23 protein-coding genes are annotated in these 25,622 nt (G+C 49.3%); 6 read left to right on the top strand and 17 right to left on the bottom strand.

All coding sequences use genetic code 11. The features are described 5' to 3' along the window. Nucleotides 1-246: 246 nt before the first annotated feature. Genes KIH39_RS18470 through KIH39_RS18460 form a run of 3 tightly spaced genes read left to right on the top strand, consistent with a single transcriptional unit; the run spans nucleotide 247 to nucleotide 4,406 of the window. On the top strand, nucleotides 247-1,986 hold the full coding sequence (locus tag KIH39_RS18470) for an Hsp70 family protein (RefSeq protein WP_213494705.1): 1,740 nt from the start codon (nucleotides 247-249) through the stop codon (nucleotides 1,984-1,986). After that, complete coding sequence (locus KIH39_RS18465) at nucleotides 1,976-2,947, top strand: hypothetical protein (protein WP_213494704.1); 972 nt, start codon at nucleotides 1,976-1,978, stop codon at nucleotides 2,945-2,947. The genes KIH39_RS18470 and KIH39_RS18465 overlap by 11 nt, the downstream gene beginning before the upstream one ends. Nucleotides 2,948-2,972: 25 nt before the next feature. Beyond that, nucleotides 2,973-4,406, top strand: a complete 1,434-nt coding sequence (locus KIH39_RS18460) for a J domain-containing protein (protein WP_213494703.1) — start codon at nucleotides 2,973-2,975, stop codon at nucleotides 4,404-4,406. Between the two features lie 69 nt (nucleotides 4,407-4,475). Here the strand turns inward: KIH39_RS18460 and KIH39_RS18455 are convergent, their stop codons facing one another. The 3 genes from KIH39_RS18455 to KIH39_RS18445 all read right to left on the bottom strand — a co-directional run bounded on the left by KIH39_RS18455 (nucleotide 4,476) and on the right by KIH39_RS18445 (nucleotide 7,427). Further along, nucleotides 4,476-5,006: a DUF4142 domain-containing protein gene (locus KIH39_RS18455; protein WP_213494702.1), complete on the bottom strand. Its 531-nt coding sequence runs from the start codon at nucleotides 5,004-5,006 to the stop codon at nucleotides 4,476-4,478. A gap of 104 nt (nucleotides 5,007-5,110) precedes the next feature. Then, entirely contained in the window at nucleotides 5,111-6,283 is a 1,173-nt protein-coding gene (locus KIH39_RS18450) for a zinc-dependent alcohol dehydrogenase (RefSeq protein WP_213494701.1), read from the bottom strand. Between the two features lie 262 nt (nucleotides 6,284-6,545). Beyond that, nucleotides 6,546-7,427, bottom strand: coding sequence for a polysaccharide biosynthesis/export family protein (locus KIH39_RS18445; protein WP_213494700.1), 882 nt, complete (start codon nucleotides 7,425-7,427; stop codon nucleotides 6,546-6,548). Nucleotides 7,428-7,994: 567 nt separating this feature from the next. On the opposite strand from KIH39_RS18445, the gene KIH39_RS18440 reads away from it, so the two are divergent. Continuing rightward, a complete protein-coding gene (locus tag KIH39_RS18440) occupies nucleotides 7,995-8,399 on the top strand; it encodes a hypothetical protein (protein ID WP_213494699.1) in 405 nt (134 codons plus the stop codon). A 3-nt stretch (nucleotides 8,400-8,402) separates the two neighbouring features. On the opposite strand, the gene KIH39_RS18435 is transcribed toward KIH39_RS18440, so the two are convergent. The 11 genes from KIH39_RS18435 to KIH39_RS18385 form a co-directional block, all read right to left on the bottom strand. Continuing rightward, on the bottom strand, nucleotides 8,403-12,182 hold the full coding sequence (locus KIH39_RS18435; protein ID WP_213494698.1) for a P-loop NTPase family protein: 3,780 nt from the start codon (nucleotides 12,180-12,182) through the stop codon (nucleotides 8,403-8,405). Nucleotides 12,183-12,186: 4 nt separating this feature from the next. Beyond that, nucleotides 12,187-13,713 carry an ATPase, T2SS/T4P/T4SS family gene (locus tag KIH39_RS18430; RefSeq protein ID WP_213494697.1) on the bottom strand — a complete coding sequence of 509 codons (1,527 nt, stop codon included), beginning with the start codon at nucleotides 13,711-13,713 and terminating at the stop codon, nucleotides 12,187-12,189. A 1,067-nt stretch (nucleotides 13,714-14,780) separates the two neighbouring features. Beyond that, a complete protein-coding gene (locus tag KIH39_RS18425) occupies nucleotides 14,781-15,068 on the bottom strand; it encodes a helix-turn-helix domain-containing protein (RefSeq protein WP_213494696.1) in 288 nt (95 codons plus the stop codon). Further along, nucleotides 15,061-15,333 (bottom strand): hypothetical protein, encoded by a 273-nt coding sequence (locus KIH39_RS18420; RefSeq protein ID WP_213494695.1) that lies wholly within the window; start codon nucleotides 15,331-15,333, stop codon nucleotides 15,061-15,063. Before KIH39_RS18420 ends, KIH39_RS18425 begins: the two co-directional genes overlap by 8 nt. A gap of 142 nt (nucleotides 15,334-15,475) precedes the next feature. Continuing rightward, nucleotides 15,476-15,694 carry a hypothetical protein gene (locus KIH39_RS18415; protein ID WP_213494694.1) on the bottom strand — a complete coding sequence of 73 codons (219 nt, stop codon included), beginning with the start codon at nucleotides 15,692-15,694 and terminating at the stop codon, nucleotides 15,476-15,478. Between the two features lie 61 nt (nucleotides 15,695-15,755). Further along, entirely contained in the window at nucleotides 15,756-16,034 is a 279-nt protein-coding gene (locus tag KIH39_RS18410) for a hypothetical protein (protein ID WP_213494693.1), read from the bottom strand. Between the two features lie 9 nt (nucleotides 16,035-16,043). Then, entirely contained in the window at nucleotides 16,044-17,960 is a 1,917-nt protein-coding gene (locus KIH39_RS18405; RefSeq protein WP_213494692.1) for a type IV secretory system conjugative DNA transfer family protein, read from the bottom strand. After that, the gene (locus KIH39_RS18400) at nucleotides 17,923-18,762 is read right to left on the bottom strand and encodes a ParB/RepB/Spo0J family partition protein (protein WP_213494691.1); all 840 of its coding nucleotides are present in this window, start codon (nucleotides 18,760-18,762) and stop codon (nucleotides 17,923-17,925) included. Before KIH39_RS18400 ends, KIH39_RS18405 begins: the two co-directional genes overlap by 38 nt. Before the next feature lie 151 nt (nucleotides 18,763-18,913). Beyond that, a complete protein-coding gene (locus tag KIH39_RS18395; RefSeq protein WP_213494690.1) occupies nucleotides 18,914-19,129 on the bottom strand; it encodes a hypothetical protein in 216 nt (71 codons plus the stop codon). 319 nt (nucleotides 19,130-19,448) lie between these two features. Beyond that, entirely contained in the window at nucleotides 19,449-19,778 is a 330-nt protein-coding gene (locus tag KIH39_RS18390; protein WP_213494689.1) for a hypothetical protein, read from the bottom strand. 173 nt (nucleotides 19,779-19,951) lie between these two features. Continuing rightward, complete coding sequence (locus KIH39_RS18385; protein ID WP_213494688.1) at nucleotides 19,952-20,326, bottom strand: hypothetical protein; 375 nt, start codon at nucleotides 20,324-20,326, stop codon at nucleotides 19,952-19,954. A 330-nt stretch (nucleotides 20,327-20,656) separates the two neighbouring features. Between KIH39_RS18385 and KIH39_RS18380 the strand changes: the two genes are divergently transcribed. Next, nucleotides 20,657-22,066, top strand: coding sequence for a helix-turn-helix domain-containing protein (locus KIH39_RS18380; protein WP_213494687.1), 1,410 nt, complete (start codon nucleotides 20,657-20,659; stop codon nucleotides 22,064-22,066). A gap of 206 nt (nucleotides 22,067-22,272) precedes the next feature. Further along, nucleotides 22,273-23,817, top strand: a complete 1,545-nt coding sequence (locus KIH39_RS18375; RefSeq protein WP_213494686.1) for a tyrosinase family protein — start codon at nucleotides 22,273-22,275, stop codon at nucleotides 23,815-23,817. A gap of 56 nt (nucleotides 23,818-23,873) precedes the next feature. On the opposite strand, the gene KIH39_RS18370 is transcribed toward KIH39_RS18375, so the two are convergent. Genes KIH39_RS18370 through KIH39_RS18360 form a run of 3 tightly spaced genes read right to left on the bottom strand, consistent with a single transcriptional unit; the run spans nucleotide 23,874 to nucleotide 25,599 of the window. Next, entirely contained in the window at nucleotides 23,874-24,851 is a 978-nt protein-coding gene (locus tag KIH39_RS18370) for a tyrosine-type recombinase/integrase (protein ID WP_213494685.1), read from the bottom strand. A gap of 35 nt (nucleotides 24,852-24,886) precedes the next feature. Beyond that, nucleotides 24,887-25,336 carry a type II toxin-antitoxin system VapC family toxin gene (locus tag KIH39_RS18365; protein WP_213494684.1) on the bottom strand — a complete coding sequence of 150 codons (450 nt, stop codon included), beginning with the start codon at nucleotides 25,334-25,336 and terminating at the stop codon, nucleotides 24,887-24,889. Further along, nucleotides 25,333-25,599: a FitA-like ribbon-helix-helix domain-containing protein gene (locus KIH39_RS18360; protein WP_213494683.1), complete on the bottom strand. Its 267-nt coding sequence runs from the start codon at nucleotides 25,597-25,599 to the stop codon at nucleotides 25,333-25,335. The genes KIH39_RS18365 and KIH39_RS18360 overlap by 4 nt, the downstream gene beginning before the upstream one ends. Nucleotides 25,600-25,622 lie beyond the last annotated feature (23 nt).

Raw genomic sequence — 25,622 nt, 5'->3', positions numbered from 1 at the left:
AATTTGAAACCGCAAATTAATCAGGGTTGAAGATGGGCTCCTTCGTCTCGCGTTAAAAACCGGTCCCGTGGATTGCTAGACCAGCCGGAACATCATAGCCTACGCTAAAAGTTATTTTTTCGCGCCAATCTCTCCCTGTATACCGGCGTCCCAGACAATCGAGCGGCGAACTTGACGGCCCCGGATTGTCTCCTTGCAATCACGCGTACTTGAAGTAATCCAACGAATCTTCATTCGGGCGGCCCTATGGATACGATCATCGGCATTGACCTCGGTACCACCAACTCGGCCGTGGCTATTATGACGCCCGAGGGCGCGAAGCTCATTCCCAATTCGCTCGGGCAGAATCTCACCCCGTCGGTCGTTGCACTGGATGAAAAAGAACGAGTTCTCGTCGGTTCCGCCGCGAAGGAATATCAAGTACTTCATTCCGAACGATCGGCCAGCCTGTTCAAACGCTACATGGGCACCGAATGGACCACCAAAATTTCCAAGCGAACGTTCACTCCGGAAGAGCTTTCCAGCCTCATCCTGGCCGCCTTGAAGCGCGATGCGGAGAACTATCTCGGTCATCCGGTGACTAAGGCAGTTATCACCGTCCCGGCCTACTTCAACGACCGGCAGCGCAAAGCCACGATTGCCGCCGGGCAGATCGCCGGGTTGGAAGTTCAGAGAATTCTCAACGAACCGACGGCTGCCGCGATTGCCTACGGCCTGCACGAAAGCCAGCAGAACAAAACGATCCTGATCTACGATCTTGGCGGGGGTACTTTCGATGTTTCCATTGTGGAATTCTTCGAAGGAGCTCTCGAAGTGAAAGCCTCCTCCGGCGAGAACTTTCTCGGCGGCGAAGATTTTACCCGCGCCATCGCCGCCATGATCCTGGATCGCGAAGGGGTTTCCTTTGAACGTGCCGAAATTGACACTCCCAAACGAGTCTCCCGGCTGATTCAACTCTGCGAAGTCGCTAAACGCAAGCTCAGTCAGCAGGAAACGGTCTCGGTTCAGGTTCCCAATCGGCAAGGTATTATTACCGAGGATACACCCACTTTCGAAATCAATCGGTCACTACTGGAGGATCGCATCAAATCACTCCTGGCCCGCACCGAATTGCCGGTTCGCCGGGTGCTGAACGATACCCGCCTGCCCAAAGAAAAGCTGGACGAAGTCATTCTCGTTGGCGGTGCCACCCGCATGCCGATGGTGCGCGATCGGGTGAAGCAGATGCTGGGCCGCGAACCGCAGATTCGCCTCAATCCCGATGAGGTGGTTGCTATGGGGGCGGCCGTTCAGGCCGGACTGTTCAGTCGTTCGGCCGCGCTGGACGATCTGGTGGTCACCGATGTTGCCCCCTTCACCCTGGGTATCGAGACGGTGAAAAAATTGGGTGGCAGTTACACCGACGGCTATTTCGCCCCGATTATTGAACGCAACACCACCATCCCGGTGAGTCGCGTGGAATCGTTTTCCACGGTGGAACCCAATCAGACAATGATCACGGTGAAGGTGTATCAGGGAGATAGCCGGAAGACAGATCAAAATCTTTTACTGGGCAAATTTGATGTGATGGGCATTCCCCAGGGACCGCCCGGCCAACAGGTCGATATTCGATTCACCTACGATCTCAACGGCGTACTGGAGGTGGAGGCGACGATTGCGAAGACGGGCAAGAAGAAGAATTTCGTAATTACCTCCGGTGCCAAACAGATGTCCGCGGCCCAGATCGAGGCGGCTTTGAAAGCCATGGCCACCTTGAAGATTCATCCCCGTGAAAATGAAGTCAACCGCTATGTGCTGCTGCGGGCCGAGCGACTTTACGCGGAATTGAGCCGGGAACTTCGCGAGCGTCTCGCGGTTCTAATGGATACCTTTGAAGCCGCGATGAATCATCAGGATCCCGTCTTGATCGAGTCGACCCGACAGGAGCTTCAGCAATTTCTCAGTGCCTTCGATCCATCTGAAAAGGCGGAGGAAGATGGACCCTAAACCTTCAGACAATCGACCTCCGGAATTCTGGGCTCTGGATATGCTCGGCCTGAACGAGCATTCCGAGGAAGCGGCTCGCGATCAGGCGATATTGAAGATGCTCCAGGAGCAATCGTTCACCCCAGACAAAAACCGGCAGGCCGCCCTCATTATGCTTTTGCGCGGCCAGTCCGTGGGACGGGCCGTACAAACGCTGAAACTGACCGACGGCGAGTATGCCAATATCAAAATGCAGCTGGCCGATCTTCGAAGCAAGTTCTGGACTCTCAACGTTTTCGAACGGCAAGAAAGAATCGACCGGTTGAACGTTGTCACTGAAAAATATCCCCTCTTCCAACGGCAGCTGGAATCTTTTCGAAATGCCCAACTGGTAGCGGCCATTAAACCGGCCACCCCCGAAGGGGAGAAGTTGCGTACGCTCTCGTCCGAGTGGTTGCTGAATTCTCCCACCGAATTTGCCGCGAAAAGCCGAGCGTGGTTTGAAGCGGATGTTCATCAGAACCGGATTCTGCTGGGAACGATCAAGAACGACGATCCGGAGTTGATCGAGTCGCTACCCGGTTTAAAGCAATTTATCACTCCCGACGACTCGGCTTTGAAGGAAGAAATTGAAATACCAAACCGGGAGAAAGTTCTCGGGAAGGCCCGACAGAACCCGAGTCAGCAGAAGCAGAGTAGCAGCTCCAACTCGGACGGAGGAAGCGGTCGATCTGGTTCATTCATGATTTTTGTGTTGATGCTTTTCCTAATGCGTGGCTGTCTAGCACTGAATTCCGGTTCGACCAGCCGATCGCCCGATCCCTCCAACACGCAATGGAAGCCTACGATCATTCAGCCCAAGGATTCGACACCCTATTGGATCAAGAAACCAAATGAAACCGATGCGGCTTATGAAAAGCGGATGCAAGCGCAAGATAGCTTATTAAAGAATCTGCGCGACATCAAAGCGAAGAAGCCTTAATCCTACCTGAAGGATAAAAGATCCCATGCCTCCGGAAGATCTGCCCGAAGATCTCAAACATTGGCCTGCTAATCCGCGGGAACTTTTCGGTCTTTCGAATCGATTCACTCGCGAGGATCTGAAGCGGAGCTATAACAAGCTGATTCGTCGCTTTCGGCCCGAACATCATCCGGAACAGTTTCGAAAAATTCGCGAGCACTACGAATTTCTGCAGCGCTTCGAAGATCAGGAAGCAGACGACCTCACGGCAACGAGTTCGCTGATTGTAAATTTTGAACCGAACAGCTTTCAGCCAGCTTTCACAATTACAAGTACCGGTCCCGAAGGTCATACGGCTCCGCAGCTCACCGACTTCTGGCAGATGGCCGTGGATGGTCAACTCCTGGAGGCCTACCGGGGTTTGAATCGTCTCGTCACGGAACTTCAGGCCACTCCCATTCACTACGTGCAACTTTACTGGTTGTGCGAACTGTTTTCGGAGGTTAAGAATCTCTGTCCCGAGACCAATTGGCTTTATGAGGGACTCAAACGGTTCGGTTGGGCGGAGCCTCTGACTGAACTGCTGCGCCGGGAAATTTTTGTCGACGCAACGCTGGTGAACACTCCGGAATTTTTGGAACTGAAGAACTTGCCCAGCACGAGCCTCCACTTATCGCACTGGTATCAAATCCGCTATCGCGCGCTCTGGGAAACCTCGGATATACTGCAATTCATCGAGGACTTTGAGACACTGAAGCAGCATTACACAGAAGTCGACGAAGATCTGGCTTTCCGCCTCGTCCTTCAGATGTTCGATTACGTCGCCTGGTTGCCGATGAATGAGAATCGGGCGAGTCAGTTACTGGATCGAATCCTCGTTTATCTGAATTCCTTCGCAATGCGCAGCGACCGCAATTACCAGCTGGATCGTTGTGAATCCTTGCAGCTGATTCGCCTGAGTTGGAAATCCCTTCAGGCCCGGATGCCGCCAATACCTTACGTGTTTGAAATTCTGGCGGCGAACTGGTTGAACGACTCCATAACCTGCACGGCCGACTATCTGGGCTTTCTAAACTCAATGGAGATCCGGCCCATCAAATGGCTGAACCGACTGGAGAAGGTTGCAGTTGTGGCGCCGGTTATCAATTCGCTTCTGCATGCGGCTCTGATGAACGAACTTTGGCGAACGGATGATTCCGAGACCGATGTTGAAAGTCCCTGGCTAAAGGCGGAATTGAAAAGACTTCTCGGGGAGATCTCTTTTCCCAATTTGCGCGGCTCATTGACTTTCAGGAGGATTCGCCAAATTTTAGTACATGTCTGTCTGAAGGAGCGGTTGATTTTCGAGCGGGGTATTCAGGCTCTAGAATCGATGATGGATCGTAAAACGAGATCAGAGCAAGAATTATTAGATGATCTAAATAACGATCTTAACGCCAAGATTGTCTGCCTGGCCTATCGCCTGGCGGGAAGTCAATGAGGCGGGAAAAATATATAGAAAGCGAGGTATATTAATCCCCCCGCTTGCTATTAAGAAATAGTTATTAATTTACTCGAACTTCGTTTCAAGCTTCCGAATGATTTCCAGATGCTCTTTGATCACCGGGAGCGTTTTTTCCGCGAAGGCTCGCAACCTGGGATTCTTGGCTTCCTTGGAAGCGCGAGTGAATTCATGCACATCCTCTTCGTGATCCTTAACCATATGCTTCACATACTCCTTGTCGAACATCGCACCCGTTAAAGATTTCAACGCATCGAATTCTTTCTGATGTTCGGGGAGCTGCTTTTCCGTAACCGCGAAGCCTTCGGCTTTGGCAATATCCTTAAGCTCCTGCCCCGCCTTGGAGTGATCGGTCACCATGCGATCCGCGAACTTAATAACTTCCTTATTGCTCGCCGAGGTCTCGGCCAACTTGCCCAACTCGACTTCATGTAAGCCACCACTGCTGGCTTTCTTTACGAACTCGGCGTCGTTGAAAGGCTTCTTGTCATCGCTATTTCGAACAGCGGTTTGCGCTGTTAGATTCACGGCAAAGGACATTAAAGCTATAAAACCTGAAAGAAATCGAAAAGTTTTCATGCAAAAGCTCCTATTGAGAGTGAAGTCCGGGCATCAACCCGGCCTTGAGAGTTGAAAGGGAAATGTCGCTGCTCAGTTTTAGCAGCTTTCAAGATTCTTCGAATTTAAAACTTCAACACAACTTTAATACACCCATCTTTTTTATCGCGAAACTTTCTATAAGCTTCGGGAGCCTCCTCTAAAGGTACGCGATGAGTGATCACGAAGGAGGGATCGATTTCACCGGATTCAATTTTCTGCAACAGCGGTTTCATATAACGTTGCATGTGGGTCTGACCGGTTTTCATAGTCAGCCCTTTATTCATAAATGCCCCGAACGGGATATTATCCGGAAAGCCGCCATACGCGCCCGGCACCGATATCGTGCCCCCCTTGCGACAACTGATAATGGTCTGGTTGAGTACGTGGGATTTATCCGGCGTCACCTTCACCTGCGAAGCTACTTTATCCATGACGTTGCCCAGCGTGCCTGCCGCATGGGCTTCACATCCCACGGCGTCGATGCAACGATCTGGACCACGCTCGGCCGTCAGCGCCTGCAAGCGTTCGTAGACATCTTCCTTTTCGAAGTTGATCGTTTCCGCCCGGCCTTCTTTTCGCGCTAGTTCCAAACGCTCTTCCACGCAATCGATGGCTATCACCCGGGCCGCTTTGAACATCCAGGCCGACTTAATCGTCATTTGCCCCACCGGGCCACACCCCCAGACGGCCACGGTATCACCCGCTTCAATTTGAGCATTCTCCGCTGCCATATAACCCGTCGGGAAAATATCGGAGAGGAAAATCACTTTGTCGTCGGGAAGATCCGAATCGATCTTCAATGGCCCCACATCGGCGAAGGGCACTCGAAGATATTCTGCCTGACCGCCGGGAAAGCCGCCGAGCATATGCGAATAACCAAATAGCCCGGCGGGGGAGTGTCCCATCAATTGCTTGGCAATCTTGGCGTTCGGATTCGAATTATCGCAGCAGGAGTAAAGCGATTTTCGGCAGAAAAAACAGCTTCCGCAGGAGATGGTGAAGGGAACGACTACCCGGTCCCCCTTCTTTAAATTGCGGACTTCCCGGCCAACTTCCACAACTTCACCCATCGGCTCATGGCCCAGAACATCCCCTTTTTCCATCGTCGGGATGTAGCCATCGAGCAAATGGAGATCCGACCCGCAAATGCCGCTTGTGGTAATTTTGATAATGGCGTCCCTCGGATCCTGAATTTTCGGATCAGGAACCGTTTCGACTCGTACATCGCCTTTTCCGTACCAGCACAGCGCTCTCATGAGTGAAATCCATTCGAATTAACCGAGAAGTCCTATTCGAGCGATTGCAATTGATATGCCAAGCGATTCAGGGAGAATAGATGGGCTTTATGAATTAGAATGGAAGTGTTTTGCCGGAACTATAAAGATCTTTAAGTCTTAAATTACTCAAATCTGCGAAATGGTATGCTCATTAATAGTTGAATAATTCAGGTCTTCCGATTCTTTATGCGAAATGAAATCTTCCCCCGGTCGTCCGAGGGAAGTATGCGAAATTCATTTCTTAGCGAGGTAACTGCGTCGGCATGGGGTTTGGGGGGACAGCCGCGCTACCAATCTGTGTTTGAGTGGCGGCCGGTGCGCCACAAGCTCCTCCAGCGAAATCGCAGGAACGCTGTGGACCGGTGCAGGTCACGCAAGGCTCCTTGTGGAAAACACCTTCAAAGAAACATTTACTCGAGACATAAATGCGATCGCCCGGCTGCAACTGGTAATTCGTGGAAGTGTCTCCCAACTGTACGATCTCCGGATAGCAGACCGCCAGCACCGTTCGACAACCTTCCGGCAGGCTGGGCCGTACCAGAATGATGTTTTTGCGCGACGATTTGCTGTTCAGCCCACCCGCGGCCAGAATTCCGTCCAGCACCGTTTCGCGACCTTGAATCGGGTAGGCGCCCGGCGTGTTCACTTCTCCGAGTACGTAGTAAACCTTGCTAACCCGGTTTACCAATCGCACCGTCAAAAGGTTCGATTTGCCCGGTTCCGGAGCATTCGACTGAGCCTTGACCGTCTGATTCACGATCTTCTCGATATCCGGCAGAGTTCGCCCGGAGACTTGCGGACGGCCATACCGACCCAGATCGATGGTGCCATCGGGCAAAACGGTCTGATCGCTCGGCACCCGAATCGTCGAATCGATCTCGGCAGGAAGGATCAATAATCCATCCCCAGGTTCAACGACGTAAGCCTCGAGCGGCTGTTTGTTCAGTTCGCGGGGCAGGGGGGCCACACCGGTATATCGGAGCTCTTTCGCCGAGTCGATCATCTTGTGATCCTGAGCGAAGGGGTTCACCGAATTGCCCGTGCTACTGCAGCCTGTAGCAAGAGCCAGCGAGAAACCTATCATCCAAAAATGAGTCGTTCGTAACAGAGCCGGAAAGTTCACTTCTCTCCCTCCTAACCGGAAAATAGCGATTATTCGAAACTTCAAAGTAAATCGGGCTTTAGAGAACGAAAAATTGACTGGGAATGGGTTGAATTTGCCGGTTTTGAGGAAATAGGAGGGGGAACTAGGCTGGGCTGTCCAGATAAATATTTTCAATTCTAAAGTTTGTTATTATTTCACCGGACGAATTGGAATTGGGGATTCCCGAAATGCAAAAAGGCCCGCGGTAGGAACCGCAGGCCTTTTCGTTAATTGAGATGCCGAGGACAGGAGTTGAACCTGCACCCCCTTGCGAGGACTAGCTCCTGAGGCTAGTTAAGACCACTTTCAGTCACATTAGCTTCGCAACTTGTTCGCACTGCAAATCCAGTTATTTAAGTTACTTATGGCAATTTTCGTACCTACGTCCATTCTAGGTATATTTCAATCACATGGCCTATTATTGCAGCAAAACTGCAGATAAAATCATATTGGAACAGAAATAAAACCGATTTTAGAAATAGTGCTTGGAGAAATTCCCTTAGCGGTGTATTAGCGATAAATACTAGTCTAAACTTGGAGGAAGTTATGAATGAAGTTGATGCAACCAGAGAAAATAGTGGTCCCGTTCAGGAGGGGACTGCGACGGGGATCGAATATTTAGATGCCGTCAGAGCTATGATCACGGCTTTTTATAATGCAGAGCCATCAATCAACCAAAAACCAAATTTTAAGACAGCAGATGACGGACTAGTATTTGACTTTGGCGAAACTAAACCTTTAGTCAGGGGTTGGTGTTCTCGTTGGAGACATAAGCCGCGTGAATGGGACATTACAGTTTCAACCGAAGGATCCATGGAGGCCGTCTATAGAAGGCACTGTAGCAATCTCAAGGATTTTTCAGAAGCATCGAAGGAAGCGTTTGACGCCGCCTCGAAAGAGCTGCTATCTGAAAAAAACCAGACGAAGATCATGTCTGGCAGAAGCTTTTAGCGATTAATCTATTCCTTGCTTTAACATCGAGCGTAGTAATTCTATTTGAGTGGAAAATTTATCCTCGGTTTTTTTGTTCCGTTCCTGCTCTTCAATGTCTTTGATAGCATTGCTTATTCCATCTTGTAAAGATCCAAGATCCTTCCAACAAGAGTCTTCTAATGCTTTGAAATGAATTCTCCATGCGTCATGCATAAGGTACATTCGTCCTAACCATCTGTGAAATCGCCTGGATGTCTGATCGTAGTGTTGCAGCAAAGATCGCCAGAGAAAGTTGAACTGTGGTTTATTGGGTTCTGAAGGATTGCTGTCAGGTGCGATGGCATAAAGCGCTTCCAGTGTGATATGTCCAATATCCATATTGGGAGTCAAATCACTTTTCCATGGAGCCACGAGCGCAGTTCGGACAGAACCTACACTATCATCACTCAAGATCTCGCGTACTGGTAATCCAATTCCTGCTCTGAGTCGTTCAAAATTGCCTCTGGTACTACATAATAAGTCCATAGCTCTTAAGCCAAGCCGAGGTGACCGACTTCCTTTTGCGAGCCCTAAAAACCAATCACCACGAACAGAGAACCATCCCGGCAGCTTTAGTGGAACTAAACGGCCGGAGTTATAGTTTTTTCGAGCAGCAGTCGAATAATAGTGTCTCGCAGTAAACGCATTCGGATTTGCAGGGCGACATACAAAAGAGCCGCCCTCAATTTCCATTTTTGGAAGGTTACTAAAAATGAGTTGTAACGCCAATGCCAATGCCAGTTCACCGCATTTAACACCTTTTTCATCTTTAAGATCGATCAATTCGACTAGTCCTGTCGACATAGTTGCTTCATCATGTCTAATGCCGTTAAGTATCTGATCTGGCAGTTTTATACGCAAATCGAGCAAAATCGAGCACCAAACTTCAAGGACTAAACAGGAGAGAACTTCTGATGTTTGCAAGTCGATATCAAAAGGGATATATCCTCGACTCCGAGCGAGTTCACATATGCCGAAGAACTGATACCAACTAATATATCTGTCTTTCTCTGATCCCAGTTTTTTATGATATTCACCTGAATTGAGTTCAAATACCGAAAGAGCCGACCAAATCTCTGATGAGTTTGGTTGCGATTTTGCTATGGAGAGCCACTGCTCACGATTTGCTAATAAGAAGCCAAAATCCCAAAGAAATGGAACCTTGTCTATTCGAAGTGGTTTTTTCTCTTTGTTGAAATACAAATTGTAGTCATTCTTAAATTTTTTTGTGACAACATTAAATACCTCCAATCGACTCCTCTGTCCCCTACGAAGCCGAGATGGATCTTCAATATCACTTAATTCTTTTTCATTGATGTCGGTTTCATCATTCATATAATCTGTCAAGTCTGCTAACGACGGGATGCTCTCCGACCAGAATTCATCAACTTGCATAACTAAAGTATGATCTAGGCGAGTTCCATCTTGCAGATAGACGTAATCCCGCATCCGATCGTATCCTGCACTGTCGACCGTTTCGAGTGTCGAGTGATCCTCATTCCCGAATAGGTCACTCATCAGTTGGCGAATTGTTGTGATGTACTCTCCTTCAATAGGCTCCTCGTCGGACTTTTTCTTTGCACCGTTATAAAGGATCACTTTTAGTGCTACTCTTTTGATATCTGAAGATTCCAAGCCTGTGTACATTTCAAAGTGAGGATCAACAATCAATTGTTCGTCTTCAAACTGTGTACTTTGCTCGACTCTACGTGGCCTAAGTTCGAATATTGGGGAAGGTACTCCTGATGCAGCAGGAGGTGTTGTCGTTATTGCAATCCTTCGTTCTCCGTAAAATGGCACAAGCCATGTATATAAGTGTCTTGAAGCCAAAGCTCGGAGCGTAACATCAGAATGTGCGTCCGGCATTAATGGAATGCCAGGTTCAGTGTCGAGAAAAAGTGCCGTGATGCCTTGGCGACTAAGGAAGTGAAAAATGTGTGGTAGCAGCATGGGATCTTGCGCAGCTTCGGGAAAAGTATCTTGAAAGACATGCCAATCATCGAACACAAATCTTATATTACGACAAATTTCGCGTGTCTTCGTTGTTCCGTGTTTCTCTTTTACCTCAACTTTATATAAGTTCCCTGATGGATCACTAAGATTGAGTAATTGCTGCTGAGCACTTTGAATGGACTCTTTGATTACATGTACTATCCCTTGCGACGAATAGCGATGAACTTCAAGCCTGCGTACGATAAACGGACACAAATTATCTTCGATCAATTTCGTTGTATGTCGGACGGCTTGCGCAGTGTCTTTCGCTGCAAATGGTTTACCAAAACGATGCTGCCATGCAGTTCGGAAAAGTACAGATCGGTCCACTCTTTGAGTCGAGATTAATACTCCTAGTTCTTTGATAGTGGGCTTTAGTGAAGGTTGCTTCCCGGATTCAAGCGATTCAAGATAATCATCCAGACCATCGGGCAAAACTTGAGCTAAAAACGCTCGCGCTAGACGACTCTTGTGTGTGGTTAAAGGTCCAATGAGAGCTGAGGCCGTACCGCCGATCAAGCCATTTGTTCTTTCGTCTCCCTGACTACTCTCGACTCTTGGAAGAAGGCTATCCAGATATTTGATCCCAAACCCATAAACTTTGTCTCGTCTTGGGTTGATGTCAGGCGTTTCTCCTGAGGGTAATTCGAGCACCTGTCTACTCATTGAATGTAGTGATCGCATTACATGCATGTAAGCGATATTTTCTCTATGAGTATTTTTGAGCCGAGGAACTTTAGGATCGTCTGCATTCACCTGCTCACCCGTTGCAGAGCCAACACCAGATCGAATCGCAAAATCGTGCTGTCCGCGAATGTGCTGAGCACCTCTGGCTTTTTCGACCTCAATTGTTCGATGAGAATAATTACCCGTCTTTTCAACTGTCAGACGAATTACGACGTCTGTAACATATTGCGTATCTAGAGTCTCTCCTGGCCTTGGCTCCTCGACAACATATACAATATGACACTTTTCTCGAGCCGCACGAATCAATTGCGCTAGACGAGTTCGGCCTGCCGACTCATGCCCGAATATATCACGACGACCGAAAGCGGGTTCTAACCCTTCGACTGCATCAATCAATAAAAGATGGGGCCAACTGTCACCTGAGGGAAGAGGTAAAGTACTTATAAAACGACTCAAATATAGCCAGTCATCGCCGCATGGTTTAGCCTGACTGTCTAAAAAAAACAACTCAATAGGATCGGAAGGCAGATTCCCCACACAAAGTGAGCTTAGGAGGCTGTTATGAGATCCGTCGTGCTCTAGAAATGGTTTCACCCCGCGAAACCCAATGTTGTTCAGTGTAGGTTTTTCACCGTCCGATCCTTTAGCAAAGGATGGTAGCTCTTCCCACCTGAGTTGAGGATTGTCCAGAGCAAATGCTTTCCACGAAGTCTCAGCTTGGGACTGAGAGAGATCCGTCGAGAAATAGAGCGCCAAAGGCTGGCAATTTCCAATTGTTTTAGCATCAACCAAGTAATGGTTAGCGAGGTGTAAAGCCAAAAGGGATTTGCCAGTCCCATCGGGTCCTAAGATGCAGAGGCTCATGCATCCCGAGTTCACGGCCTCAATCTCAAGACATCCTAGTGCAGGTTTGGTGTCTGGGGCTGTTGAGTGAACTTCTTTAGGTTCCGGTGGGAGGTCTTCTTGAGAATTCATCGCCGTCACCGACTCAGCAAAAACACAACGATTGTCCTTATTCAAGAGATAATCAAGTTCGTAAATCCCGAATCTCAATCTACTGCTTTTTCGCTCGTTAATTGCCATGTGCCTAAGTTCCTTCGAGGTCAAGCGCAATGGCTCTTCTGAGCCATTGAGATGCTAAGATTATTTTAAGTTCTTCCTTAGAAAAATTTGTAACAGAATTGAGATTTTCTTTATTCGAGTAAATCCAAGATTTCATCGGTTCATTAGATAGATGGTATGCCAGTAACCACTCGAGACAGCTCGCTCGACCCTGGGTACCGGACAATGCGGTCGCTTTAGTCCAATCATTTGGCACTCCATGCCTAAAGGGCAAGAGCGATGCTAATCCATCGCCTGCAAGTTTGGCGATCGCCTCGTTAGTATTACGCCACAAGGAAGGCACGATAACAGAATTACCTAGCTTCTTTACAGTCGATTCTTTCTTGCCCTCGGAGCGATAAATCCCAGACTTGAAATCGATTGCAGAAATTGAGCGTAAACTCACAATACCAAAAATACGTTGTGCATACTGTATGAAATCAGATGGTTTTTTTACCCCGATCGCATTAAAAACTCTTAAAAATGTTTCGGTTAAACTCGACGCATGAGCAGTGGCAACAACGAAATGGCCGGTTGCGGCGAAGTCGAGAATCGCACTCCAATCATCGCCACCGCGCACTTCGCCAATGTAAACGATGGAAGGGGTTTGCCTTAGAGCATCATTCAGCACATTTCTTACGCTTGCACAATCTACCCCTATGAGTCGTGGTGTGTAATCTATCCCGTATTTTTGATAGAGACTTTCATCTGTGTGTTTTTCATTAAACAGAGGCTTCTCGATCGGATCTTCAATTGTAAGTAGATGGGGATTTCGAAAGCCTGACCCTTTTTTTTCACACCGAGCTTGTATCAGCCACCTTGCGATCAGAGCCCGAGACATCTCACTTTTACCAGACTTTGTGGCTCCTGAGATAATTAAAAGTCCCTGTGGAAGTGTTTGATCTCCTCGCGATTGGAGCCGTCGAAAAACGAAGTTGTGCAATTCAGCAAAACTTAGTAGATAATCATCTTCGCATTTTGGTTGAGAACTCAGATAATTGAATAGGTTTATAATGTCGTTATCTACTTCGATATCATCGAGCTGCTTAAATTTTGCGGTCAGATCTTTTAGCGAATTTTCTGCTTCAAGATCATTATTCTCTATTTGTTGTTCTATCAATTTCCTAGTATTAGTATCAATTTTCTTTGGCAAGAAGTAAATTCTCTTATCGGACACTATTATTGGTTTGCCAAGATGGCGATAGGTCAAGCTGACCTGCTCACCACAACGCATTCGAGTGAAGATAGCCCTACCATGAGATTCATAACTATTTCCAGAATCGTTAATAATAATTTTCAACTCTGTATCGTGAGAATATATTTTCCAGGATCGTGGATCATTTGAAGGTAAAGACGACTCATTTGAGTTTGATCGTTTATAAGATTCTAGCCATTTAGTCAAACCCGCATCGGAATTCCCCAAGTCTTCTAACCTTAGGCGCAGAGTAAATTCACTTGAACAAAGTGAGTGTTTAACTATATCCCAGGGCAAAATTAGGCTAGGTGTATCCATTAAGTTCACTCAGTGTTCAGTTCAGGAAAAGAGAACGAAAGATGGCATCTTTTTAAATCTAGTCATGATAAGCGGTTCTAGAAAAAAATACTAAAGATAATATACATCTTGTGTTTTAATGGAAAAATCTCCCACCAAGAATATAGAGTTAGTAGCAGTGGAACAATCTGAGATTATGATAAGTATTGAACTCGAGGAAATAGATGGTTTACCAATTGGTTCTTCTGAATACGATTATTAAAATCCTCACACGTCGCGTTCACCATAGCTTGTAGCATTTCCCTTAAAAATTAGAAGAAAAACCAAACGTCCTCAGCTACTGAGCCCTCGTTTCTAGTATCGCCAACAGTTCATAGTAAGTTGGAATCGTCAGAGCTTGGTCATTTAGATCTGGAAAATTGAAATAGACGGATGCGAAAAATATTTCTGACGTCGATTTTTCCTGAAGAAATGATCCGACCAAAGGTGCCTCAATCACGATAATGTTCCTTTTGGGGGTTGGAACCCATGTGAGAAATACTGCTTACAATCAAACAAATTTATAATTATTTTCGACTTCATCGTCAACCAATAGTTTTATTAATTTGCCTTTAAAATCGCGACTCGAGCTTTTGAGCTGAGCATTAGGAATTTCACACCGCTACCTCTCACTTGGATGAATAACTTGCCTTAAGTTCAAAATATTCGACGATTTCTGCATTTTTTGAATCAATTGAAACGAAGTTGGCTACTGGAGAAGCAGTAGTTCAGCCTAAGCCTAATTACGATCTTGTCTGGTTCGGATTTTTCGTCTCGTTGTAAGTCAGCAACATCTCTCTTGCGCCCGTAAAGGTAGAGTTAACCGAATTCGAAAATCTCTAAGCGATGTACGTTGGTAATGAAAACCAGGGAAGAGAGCAATTTTCACTACCCCGCAGGAATTTTGCCCAAAAATGGCTGAAGATATTGATAGAAGCTGGTTCACTGGCAGATTCGTCACGCGTAAGCGCATTCTCCTTCTACACATTCGGGATATGTGAATGTGTAGAAGGATGCGACACATAGAATGGAAAAAAGTGAACCACAAGTCAGTTCTTCAGAGGCAGCAACCCCTCCCGCTGGAATCGCAGAAGCTCCTCGTGCGAGACCACCCAAGCCAGGAACTTGCCCCGGCCACTCTGTCGCTTCTGGGCTTTGATGCGACCCAGCCGACACCACTCGCGGACGGTAAATTCCGCCTTGCCGACGACTTTGGCCAGTTCTTCGGTGGTGTACCACTCTTTGATCTTCTCGCGTTCGACCAGTTGATCGAGGCCGATTTGCAACTGATCGAGCCGCTCGAGGATCTGCGAGAGCAATGGCTCCGCACTAGTCATTATCACCTCCCAGTCCCAAACGGCAGACCGAATAGGTGTTCGCCGATTCCTGGGCTCGCGCCCGCAGGAGATCGCTATAGACAAAGATCCCGTTCAGGATTCCCCGCCGAATCGCTCGGCGGATTTCCTTCCGCTGTTGCGGGGTATAGTCCCCCTCCAGATAATCCATCGCCACGTTCGCTCCGGAGCAGGCGATCTCGATCTTGGTTTCGCGTAAGGTTCTCCCTGGCTGTTCAGTGTCCAAATGAACGGATGCAATAACCATAAAACCCCTTTCCCAGAAAGCAGGCCGGAAAGTCCCTCATCGGAAGAGATCCAGCACCGCTGCTACGAAGATTGTTTGTGGAAGAAGGCCCAAGGGGCTTTGAACCCCTGGAGCCCGAAGGTTGACGATCAGCGCCTGAGCATTAGGCGCTGAAGTGGCTCTTGGTGAGAGCCCGGATCTTGTCGATCTCGCTGGAGGTCAGCTCCTCGACCGTCTTGTTGTAAAGGCTACGGGCGTAGCCCATGGCGATTCGATCCGCCTCTTGCTGCTCTTCTTTACTCAGCTGGTAGTACCAGTAGAGTCCGCCCAGACCCAATGCCGCACAGACCGTACTAATCAAAGGCACAATCGGAAAACGCATTGAACTATCCCCCAAAAAGAAACTATGTTCATCACACCCCGCGTGTGAATCCCATCCCCAGTTAAAGACCACGCTGCAATTCCTCTTGCTGGCGTTCGATCTCGCGGAACTGCTCGTTGATCCGCGAAACCTCGTTGAGCTGTTCGCGTTCCTTACCGTAAAGAACAAACGCTGAACCGGTGTACAAACTGGCTGCCAATTCCGAAGCTCCATGTGAGCCGAGGCGTCGGAATTCGGCATCCACTTCTCGAACAAAGCGTTCGAAAATCGCCTTCCAATCGAAAGGCTTTTCTTCCTTTTCCCCCAGAGCGGCGATCCGCTCGCGATTTTGTCTCGACATTTCTCTCCTCTAGCGTTTCGAAGACTTCGGCGATACGGGTCGGGAAGTATTCCCGCCCTTGAGTGCTTGGCCGGTCTTCTGATTCGGCAAAGCGGCTTTTTTGGCTTCCGTGGGCATCATCGTCCGGGTCCGATAGGTGCGAGGCTGATTGTCAGTCAGCACATCGACCACAAAGGCCACCATCACGATGGAAGCAATTAACGTCGCTAACGACTGCGCTACCAACGGCCACTTCGCATACTTCCGAGGAGGGCGAGGTTCGTACAATTCCAACTCCTCGTAGCTGCGCAGCAATCGAGTCTTAATCGGCGGCAGCCCGGGCACAAAAGTCACCGCCATCCGATTCGACCATCGCATCAGCTCATCCGGTCGGGCCAGCCGTCTCGACTGCTGGTTGAAGTTCCGGCTCGTGTTGAACGTTCGGTTGCGGCCTTCCACGCCCCCCCGGCCCGAGGAGACTCCATTCCCCTCGCCATCGCCTTGGCTCTCCACCCAGATGGTCGCATCCCCGAGTCGCGAACTCACAAAATCAGCCGTGGTCGGCTCGTTAATTCCGAAAAAAATCTGCGCCGTGTTCGACAAAATCGTGAGATCCAAACCGTCCGGATAGTGCTGCCTAAGCTGGCCCAGCGACTGCAGATAGAACTGCAATTTCAGTCCATAGCCCCGAAATTTTTCGACCGCGTCAATCAAGATGTCCATCCGTCCTAAGGACGAACTTTCATCCAAAACAAAGTGGACGAAATTTTTCTCCTGCAAACCTCCTTTCACCACCGCCCGTATCAGGCAGGTCAGCCAGCAACGCATCAAAGGCGATTGCGTCCTCTGATGTGTTGGCGGTAAAATCAAAAACGCCGTTGTCCGCTCGCGGATTTCTGCGGGGTCAAAACTCGACACCCGCATGCTCTCCCCAACCGCCGGGGAATCCAAGAAGCGAAGGCTTCGATTCGCCGTTGTCAGTACCGATCCCAGCTCCTTATCCCGATAGGCCATCATCTGATGGCCAAACCGCCGCAATCGACCCCCCAGAGCGTCCGAGGCACACAAAGCCTGGATCGCACTTTGAAACTTCTCCGGATCGATCAAGCGTTCGCGAACGCTTTGGAGATTCCGTTCCGCTTCCGGGGCAAAGAAGGCCACCGCCACGATCAGAGCGGTCAGGAGCACCTCGGCCGAATCGGCCCAGTGGGGATCATGCTCTTTGCCGGTCCGTATCACCAAGGCCTCGGCCAGGTCGAGAGCCTCCTGCAAAACCTCCGGATCTTGCCCGTCGAAAAAATCGAGCGGATTGAGCATGTCCGGCTGATCGGTGCAGAGTCGCCAAGGATCCAGCAAAACCACCCGATGCCCAAATCGCCTTCTCCGAAATTCCGCTAGGTCTCGGGCCAACTCCCCCTTGTAGTCGACCACGACGCAACTGTCGGGGCAGGTCAACAGGAAGGGCGAAGCGATGGACACATTTTTGCCAGCGCCCGTTGGTGCAAAAATTACGGTGTGCGGAACCCAGCGAGGCATTCGCACCCAGGTGTTCTGGCTCTCGACTTGCCACCGTTTGCGTCCGAGCGGCAACACCCGATTCACAGCCGTTTCGTCATCGAGGTAGGGATCGAATAATCCCCGGATGGCCTCCCGCAGCGGCGGTGAACGACTGGTACTACTGCGACCCAGGATGATCCCGCCGTTGGGCTCGAGCATTCCGGCTCGCTGATGGTCTTGATGGTTCGACCATCTTGCAGTCCCCATCGCCCAGAGACTGGGGCTGACCCGTTTGAGTCGAACGACCGAACAAATCAGGAAGAACAAAACCAAGGGCGGCGGTAATAACCGAATCAAAAAAACGAAGCCGGTACCGAACGGGACCAGGACGGCCAGAACCAAAACTGCCCGATTAAATTTCGCTATGAGGATCCTCCTTCCGATTTTCATCGCCGAGAACCCGTTCCAGCGTGCGAATATCCCAGCGCATTTTTTCCGCACGACGACAGTGATTCAGCCCGGTTTTGAAGAGTTCCGACAGATCTTCCACGGAGACCGAGCTTCCCGTAACCAGGATTTGAACTCCTCCGATCTGCATGCGAACGCGCGACGATTTCACGGTCGTCGTTTCGGAGGTCTGATGCTGAATGCGAAGCTTCTTCAAGGCCTCGCGATTGAGGATCTCTCCACTCGCTCGTTGGCTGGCCAGGGCGCGTTGCACTTCCACCGGCAACTGGGCTAGCTCGGCACAATCACTCGGGGTCAGCAGGTTTTCCCGATAGAGCTTCTGCACCTCGGGAGCACATTTGAAGACCGCCAGAAGAGTCGAGATTTTAGTCGGGGTTAGTCCCACCAGATCACTCAGCTGCTTCTGGTTGAGATCCGCATGCAGTTGCTTGAGATCAAAAAGCCGGTCGCTTTGCTCGGTCGGAGTCCAGTTTTGGCGACGCATATTCTCCACCCATTTCAGAAGGTTGAACTGCGCCTCCGACATCGACTCCTGCAGCCAGCAGACCAAAATGCGCTCGCCCGGTCGGGCCTTACGTTTAGCCAAAACTCGGCCAGTACCGAAAGCCACCTGGAGATTCCGCAGGACGCCCGGCGGCTGCAGAATGTCGTCCCGGCGTACGCTCTCCACCAAGGCCGGGAATTCCGGCGAACTCAGATGCCGTTCGGCCTCGCGCGGATCGACAATCAAGCTCTCCGCGTCGACCAAACCGAATTCCAGAGGATGTTCTTGTTTCGGTTGCATAATTCCGGTCAAATTGCCTCCTTAAAGCACGAAGAATCCCTGCGACGCTGAAATCAGCGTCCGGCGTACGTTCGGAGATTCTTGAGTAAGTTCCTGCAAGGGCGATTTGAGTCGGAGCCGCGCACGGTTCCGACTCGAGATTCAATAAGTGCTAAGCGCCCCGGTATTCACCGGTAGTGCTTTTCTTCCTGAAGATCCGCAGCCACACTAAGATCAAGACCAATACAAAGTCGTCCAAGAACAGCAGCATCACCCCATCGAACACAATCTGGTCCTCAAAGAAGTAGTGCTTACCCACATCTGCCCAGCCGCTGGACAATAAAGCGTGAACTTCCGAGATTCCCTCGATCCCGTTCCGCTTTCGCAACCGTCACCTCCTCGCGTTAGTACCAAATTCACTCATCCCAAAGCGCAGAGCTTCCCCGCGACGCGTTTTACCGCGACTTCTAGTGGTGAGCTACCTACTCGAACTTTGGGAACTTAACCAACCCAGGGCAGAAGTCTGAACCGATGAGAGCTCATCCTCCTGTTGCGATTTTCGATTCGGCTTTAAGCTATCCGTTTCGAATAATTCAAAGTTGTCGAATCACCATCGCTACGTGAACTATACGTTCACAGAGGGGGGTCTGAAAATTCTGTTTCTGAAAAGAAAACAGTGAGTTGAACTGTTCCCGAATCAAGAACAGTCAGCGCGAATACGATCTTGCTTGAGAAGCAGCTTGAGATTCGATGTTCTGGATCAATACCTCTGCCTGATGCTTTCCCTGAGCGTGCGCGATGCCATAGGTTTCGTAAAATTGAGTCAGCTCCTCGACGCAATCTTGCCGATCGAGCCCGCGTCTCTGAAGTACGTCTTCCGTCTTGCCCAAGGCTTTCTCAAACGCTGCCCGCGCTAGCAGTCGTTCTAAATACAAAATCAAATCGAGCGTGAAAGAGCTTTGATCGACGATTTTTCGGAATCGAGGTGCATCCTCAACGTCGAAAAGATCCGGATGGACGCGTCTAATGTCCCGCATCGTTATCTGATCGCTCGGAAATCGTATGGCTTGATAATCGATGAAATCAAGGGGAACTTCGGATTTGGGCATCGGGAACAAATTGTGAAATTGCTATTCGACATTAAGCGGTTATTTCCCGGTTAAGTCAAGCAATATCGATTCCACGCCTAAGAAATGGAGATTCCCAGTGACTACCACTCGGGCAGTTCGTAATAGTCGTTCAGGAACTGTCGCGTCAGCTGCCAAGCCTGCTGCCCCATTTCACTCAAAACGGCGGATTTTCCCCGCCCTTGAGGAAATTCCAGAAGTGAAAAAAACTCGGATTTGAAAAAGGGACCAAAGACTTGTCGTTCGAGTTCGGCGATGACAACCGATAGCTTGCTTGCACTCGTCGGCATGCCTTCCGCAAGTCGGCCCTGGCAATCCCGATTGCTGAACTCTCGGGCAATATCTCGAAGGGATCTCCGCTGGTCTTGATACGCACACCCGATCAGATAGAAAATCTTCAATTCTTCCAGGTGATCCAGTACCGGTTTTCCCAGACTCAATAAATCATCCGAGTGCATATTTTGCCTTCGTGGGGGGGATATTGACTGTGAATTTTTCTTAAATTTCGAGACAATTTTGCTCGAAGTTTTCGTGGGTAGGAGCAGAATCGCTAATGTCGAACCCTGCGTGAAATCGTGCTCTCCTTTTTGGATCCGATCAATCAGATCGGTTGCCTGATCATAACTCAGGCAGGGGAGCTTCGGAGATTTGGTTGACCGGCCACGCATGGATTGCTTCGAAGTCTCAAAGGAAGCAGATGTTCCAATTTCACTGAATTTGGTTTTCCCATACGTCGGGGGCTTGCACACCCCAAGTTAATCCCAAAATATTTTTTTTCTCCGGAAATCATGACTCAGCCCGAATCGCCACGAAAAAAACGAGGGATAAAAGTCGCGGTAAAACGCATGGAAGAATTGCGGTGTTGCCGGGGAATCTCTCAAGCCGAACTCACCCACTTAGCGGGACTTTCGAAAAATACCATAACGAATATCATCAAAACGGGATTCGCTGATGCTACTTCCATCAAAAGATTAGCTGAGGCACTCGAGGTCTATGAAGATTTTTTGACGGAACAGGATCAGAAGCCAGCGGTCCCCGTTAGAGAAGTACCTGTAGCAAAACCGCGTCCGGACGAAACCGGTCTTCATTGGATCGTCGACGGGATCATTCTTCAATGTGCGGGAGAATTGATCTTCGACAGCGATGCCACCTCGACCTTACGCACTAAAAACCGCAACACCTACATCGCTTGCTTTGAAGATTTCCTGTTTACCAGCATCTACTCCGATAGCTTCGGGACGACATCAGCGTTGCCTAACGCGGGTACGGATTCACCCGCTCGACTCCTCACCACGCAATTATCATCGCTTTTTAAAAATCACGAGCAACAGATCGTTAAACAAATCACTCACGAAGAGATTCTTAACCACCACGTTCATCGTCGGAACCTCCAATCGGACATGATGGCCATGTTCGATGCCTACTCCTTGAACAAGAAAATTTGGCACGACTGGATCTTGCGGGAAGCTCGCCTTTATTTGGGAACCCATAAATCGGTGCTTCAGAAAACGGCAGATTTCGAGAAATTCGTATTCGCCAAAACACCGGAATTTTTTCAAGACGCCCAGCTGACCAAAGCGATTCACTACAAATTCGTCGATTCACTTTTAGCTCCTCTGGTGGAACTGTACCCCAAGCATCACAAAAAAGCGTTGCAGGAATTCTTACTCCGAACCGCTTTGAGTCACATTGTCGTGGGCTGGTGGTACGATCTGAATTCCCTTTCCGTTCCCGCTTCGATTCGAATGCCATATACCGTGCGATCCTCAATCCGGCTGGCCCTAGCCGGGAGAAAAAGTGCTCTCTCCAAACAGAGATTTGCCAAAAACTTTTTGGTGAAAAATGCCTTTTTGGAACTAATCGAGGCTTACCGCTGTCGGGATCGAAGCGAAGTACTCGACATCCTACTGCTGATGCGAGACAAGAAACATTTTGTGAATTTGCGAAATCGCTGGAACGAATTGGAACTCGAAATGAGCTTGGGTAACGAAAAAGCCATCGACACATTAATCGACGATATCACCCGAGTGGCCACGCCCACTCAACAACAGCCTCAGCCGGTCATTTACGAAAGAGAAGCCGTACAGGATCAACCGGGGCTGTGCGTCAAAAGAGCTCTTAGAGACGGAACTGTTCATCTCACGGAACATTATGCACACGCACTCTTTTTGATTTTTCCTGAACTGAAAGAGCTTTAATAATCGATTGAATTGCCTGAAATAAGCGATTGCTTTCCTCTAATTTGAATTTTTCGATGTAATCACGAATGACTCGAACCTGCGGAATCATTCAGTCCCAATGATACGTGCTCAATTCTTCAAACAATATTTGCAATTGGATCGGTATTATTTGATAGAAAAATATTACTTATTCTACGGCCCGATTCCTCGTACCCAGGTGTGAAATGCTTTCGCCTATCACTCGTCGCTCTTTTCTGGAATCTGCAGGGGTTACTGTCGCGTCTATTTTGACTTTTGATGCGAAAAGTCAGACGCCTGCTCAACCCAATCTCTCGAGTCCCGGTGTTCGAGAAAACGTTGCGGGGATGGATGAAAATCATCCTACTCTGGTTTCCTACCGCAAAGCAGTTGCGGCCATGATTTTGCTGCCAGAAACAAACCCTCTCAGTTGGATATATCAGGCCAACATGCATGGTATACCGGATGGAACGGTGAACGTGCAACCCGATTGGGATGGGTGTATGCACGGCAACTGGTGGTTTCTTCCCTGGCACCGGGGATACCTTTATTACTTCGAACGAATTATCCAAAAAATGTCGGGTGATCCGAGTTTTTATCTCCCATATTGGAGTTGGGATACTGCCGGTCAGAATGCACTCCCCGCCCCGTTTCGTGCGCTTCAGTATCAAATGACGCCTAATGCGCTGTACGATGCTCAGCGTGGTGATGCCGCTAATAGTGGCCAGCCGCTCAGGCCCAATCCGGAAGCAGGCACCACCGGCTCATTTGCTATGGACTGGAATCAAGCCAAACAGACCGCCGCATTCACGAACCAGTATCCCGAACTGTCCTTCGGTGGCATCAAAGTAGCCAAAACGCAACTCCCGACACGACCAGATTCGACCGACAACCATGGTGTCATGGAATCTAGGGCTCACGACCTCATTCATGATGCTGTCAGCGGAGATATGGGTGATCCAAGAACCGCGGCCCGTGACCCGATCTTCTGGTTACACCATGCGAATGTTGATAGGCTCTGGAATCGCTGGCTGGATGATCGAACCCATCAGAATGCTTCGGATTCGGATTGGCTCGATCAACAGTTTCCTTATTACGATGAAAATGGCAACCGAGTGGTAAAGTCTGTTTCAGAAATTCTGAACCTTGCTGTTGGAGCGTATATTTATGATGAAGAACAGCGGAGAGTTCGAACCGTTGCAGCGAGACCGCCAGTAAAAGGAGTCAGACTTGTGGAACCACAAATCGTTGGAATTGCTTCCGCACAACCCTCTTTAAAACTCAATACAAAGCCTTTCGTGAAACAATTATCGTTTGATACGGATAATCATCCCAAATTGATGACTGCTTTGAATGCTCCCCCTAAAACGGATGCAGAACCCGCCTCGGTTCTCCTACGAATCGAAGGGATCAAGCCGCCAGCGAAGCCCAATCTAATATTTGACGTGTACCTGACCCTTGTCGGAGAGAAAGTTTCTCGGAAAAGCTATGTTGGGGGGATCTCATTTTTCGGTAGGACAGGTGGCGGCCACGGGCATGCCAAAGACGGAGGAGGTTTCACTCAAGGATTTGACATTACCAACACGATTCAAGCAATCAAACGAGCAAATAAGGGAAAACTCCCAGAGCTGCAGATTCACATCATACCGCATAGCACAACCGGAGTTAGTGATGACGATCTCGCAAAGCAAAATCTCGATATCCCGATAGCAAACATTACGATCAAGCTCGTTTCCGAAACTAATCAATGAGTTCGAGTAATTTTTCAATACGTAGGCCGATCCGAAATGGTGTCGGCCCGAATTTCTCAAAACCGAATCTTCTCGATCTCGTCCAAGCTCACTTGATCGTCCGTCCGATCGTATAGCTTCGTAGTCCTGGGTGACTCGTGAGCAGCGATGGCCATCGCTTTTTCGATGGTTCCTTTGTTTTCCAGGTAATTCGTAATCCCCGTCGCCCGAAAACTGTGATTGCAGATTCGATTTCCTAATCCGGCCGCGAGCGCTCTCCGCTTGACCATGGCCAGAGCTTCCCGTCGATGCAGCCGATCCTCTGAGATCTCGCGCTTCCGATTGAAGCTGCGAAACAGGGGACTATTGGATTGACCCGTGATCCCGGTGGAGTGAATGTAGGTATCCACCAACTCGACGAGCGTGTGATGTGCGGGCACTTCATGGTGCTTCCCGCCCTTTTCATGGAGCCGAAGAAAGTATTTGGTGCCTTGCTGGTAAAAGTCGTCGACGTTCATCGCCAGAACGGCCGAAATCCGGGAAAAGCTGTAGGCCATCACGCCTATCAATGCCCGGTCTCGGAGTCCTATCAAACTATCTTGTTCGATACTCTCGAAGAGGAGCTTGGTTTCTTCACCCGAGAGGACCGGAGTTTTCCCTTTTTTGACCACGTATTTCGGGCCGCGTACCGCCGAAGCCGGATTGAAGGGGATTATTTGCCCAATCACCAGATAATCGCAAAGCATACGGAGTGCCGCCAGGTGCTGCTTGACGGAGGGCTTCGCCAGAACTTTGCCCAGCACTTCGATATAGGCGGCGATATGGAAGGGGGTCAATTGCTCAAGTTTCAGCTCGCGGGAAACGCACCACTGGTCAAAGCGAAGAATTGCCCGACCGTAGCTCTGGCGAGTATTGGGGTTTTGGATCTCGGCTGTGAGAAATTCGATGAGTCGTCGAGAGGCCCTCTCTCCAGCGGCGGTAAAAGTTGCAGGGAATTGAGCACCCAGTAATTTTGAGGGAAGGGAAGACTCAAAAGGGAGTATTTCCTGGGGCACGCAGAAATCACTCATCGAATAAAATGATGTTTGATTCAAGCCGTGCCATGGTTCGATACCCTTGGGATATTCCGAAGCAATTTCACATGATCAAATGTTTTGCCTGCCTTGGAGTGGAACTTGTCATCAGCGGTGAGCAACGAAGCGCCTTGCTCGACTGCCAAAGCCAGGTAGAGACAATCTTGAATCGGATGTCGCAAATCCAGTGCGATCTTTCGAGCCAGCGAAAGTTGATTGTCGTCCGGGTACAATTCGACGTGCTTTCGAGTAATCAGATGCCGCTCAAAAGCCGAGGAGTGCCTTTCGACTTCCTCGCGAGAGAGGGCATTTTCTCGATAGTGCCGGATGATCGCGGAATGCACTTCCAAGCGGAGCAATTGCGGAGCGATGAGTTTCTCGCGTCCGGTAATGACCGATAAGGCTTCCGCACTGCCAACCTCGGGAAGATAGCACTTCACCACGACACTGGCGTCAACGACGATCATCCTTCCAGATCCCGTTCTTCACGGATGAAAGCGGTCGAGTCGGATAAAAGTGCGTACTTATCGGTGAGATCTTTTTGCAAACCCTGCAACTCGTTCAGGAGTTCTTGTTTTGAACGGGAAACGGCTTCTTCCAAAGTCGCCCGCAGTTCAGCCTCCATGGTTCGGCCATGAGCTTTGGCCAAAGCACGGATGGATTCGATGACCCAAGGTTCGATGTTGCGGATGCGGAGATCGGTCATGCCAAAATGCGTTTTATTGCACACAAAATCATCTTGGCACAATTAGT

Source organism: Telmatocola sphagniphila (genome assembly GCF_018398935.1).
In the GTDB taxonomy this organism is placed as follows: Bacteria; Planctomycetota; Planctomycetia; order Gemmatales; family Gemmataceae; genus Telmatocola; species Telmatocola sphagniphila.
The sequence above is the reverse complement of the archived record's forward strand: the minus strand, read 5'-3'. Positions and strand labels throughout refer to the sequence as shown.

Bases quoted from the DNA above. Each gene is read 5' to 3' on its own strand.
- KIH39_RS18470 (WP_213494705.1), top strand. From the start codon at position 247: ATGGATACGATCATCGGCATTGACCTCGGTACCACCAACTCGGCCGTG.
- KIH39_RS18465 (WP_213494704.1), top strand. From the start codon at position 1,976: ATGGACCCTAAACCTTCAGACAATCGACCTCCGGAATTCTGGGCTCTG.
- KIH39_RS18460 (WP_213494703.1), top strand. From the start codon at position 2,973: ATGCCTCCGGAAGATCTGCCCGAAGATCTCAAACATTGGCCTGCTAAT.
- KIH39_RS18455 (WP_213494702.1), bottom strand. From the start codon at position 5,006: ATGAAAACTTTTCGATTTCTTTCAGGTTTTATAGCTTTAATGTCCTTT.
- KIH39_RS18450 (WP_213494701.1), bottom strand. From the start codon at position 6,283: ATGAGAGCGCTGTGCTGGTACGGAAAAGGCGATGTACGAGTCGAAACG.
- KIH39_RS18440 (WP_213494699.1), top strand. From the start codon at position 7,995: ATGAATGAAGTTGATGCAACCAGAGAAAATAGTGGTCCCGTTCAGGAG.
- KIH39_RS18435 (WP_213494698.1), bottom strand. From the start codon at position 12,182: ATGGCAATTAACGAGCGAAAAAGCAGTAGATTGAGATTCGGGATTTAC.
- KIH39_RS18430 (WP_213494697.1), bottom strand. From the start codon at position 13,713: ATGGATACACCTAGCCTAATTTTGCCCTGGGATATAGTTAAACACTCA.
- KIH39_RS18425 (WP_213494696.1), bottom strand. From the start codon at position 15,068: ATGACTAGTGCGGAGCCATTGCTCTCGCAGATCCTCGAGCGGCTCGAT.
- KIH39_RS18420 (WP_213494695.1), bottom strand. From the start codon at position 15,333: ATGGTTATTGCATCCGTTCATTTGGACACTGAACAGCCAGGGAGAACC.
- KIH39_RS18415 (WP_213494694.1), bottom strand. From the start codon at position 15,694: ATGCGTTTTCCGATTGTGCCTTTGATTAGTACGGTCTGTGCGGCATTG.
- KIH39_RS18410 (WP_213494693.1), bottom strand. From the start codon at position 16,034: ATGTCGAGACAAAATCGCGAGCGGATCGCCGCTCTGGGGGAAAAGGAA.
- KIH39_RS18405 (WP_213494692.1), bottom strand. From the start codon at position 17,960: ATGAAAATCGGAAGGAGGATCCTCATAGCGAAATTTAATCGGGCAGTT.
- KIH39_RS18400 (WP_213494691.1), bottom strand. From the start codon at position 18,762: ATGCAACCGAAACAAGAACATCCTCTGGAATTCGGTTTGGTCGACGCG.
- KIH39_RS18390 (WP_213494689.1), bottom strand. From the start codon at position 19,778: ATGCGGGACATTAGACGCGTCCATCCGGATCTTTTCGACGTTGAGGAT.
- KIH39_RS18385 (WP_213494688.1), bottom strand. From the start codon at position 20,326: ATGCACTCGGATGATTTATTGAGTCTGGGAAAACCGGTACTGGATCAC.
- KIH39_RS18380 (WP_213494687.1), top strand. From the start codon at position 20,657: ATGACTCAGCCCGAATCGCCACGAAAAAAACGAGGGATAAAAGTCGCG.
- KIH39_RS18375 (WP_213494686.1), top strand. From the start codon at position 22,273: ATGCTTTCGCCTATCACTCGTCGCTCTTTTCTGGAATCTGCAGGGGTT.
- KIH39_RS18365 (WP_213494684.1), bottom strand. From the start codon at position 25,336: ATGATCGTCGTTGACGCCAGTGTCGTGGTGAAGTGCTATCTTCCCGAG.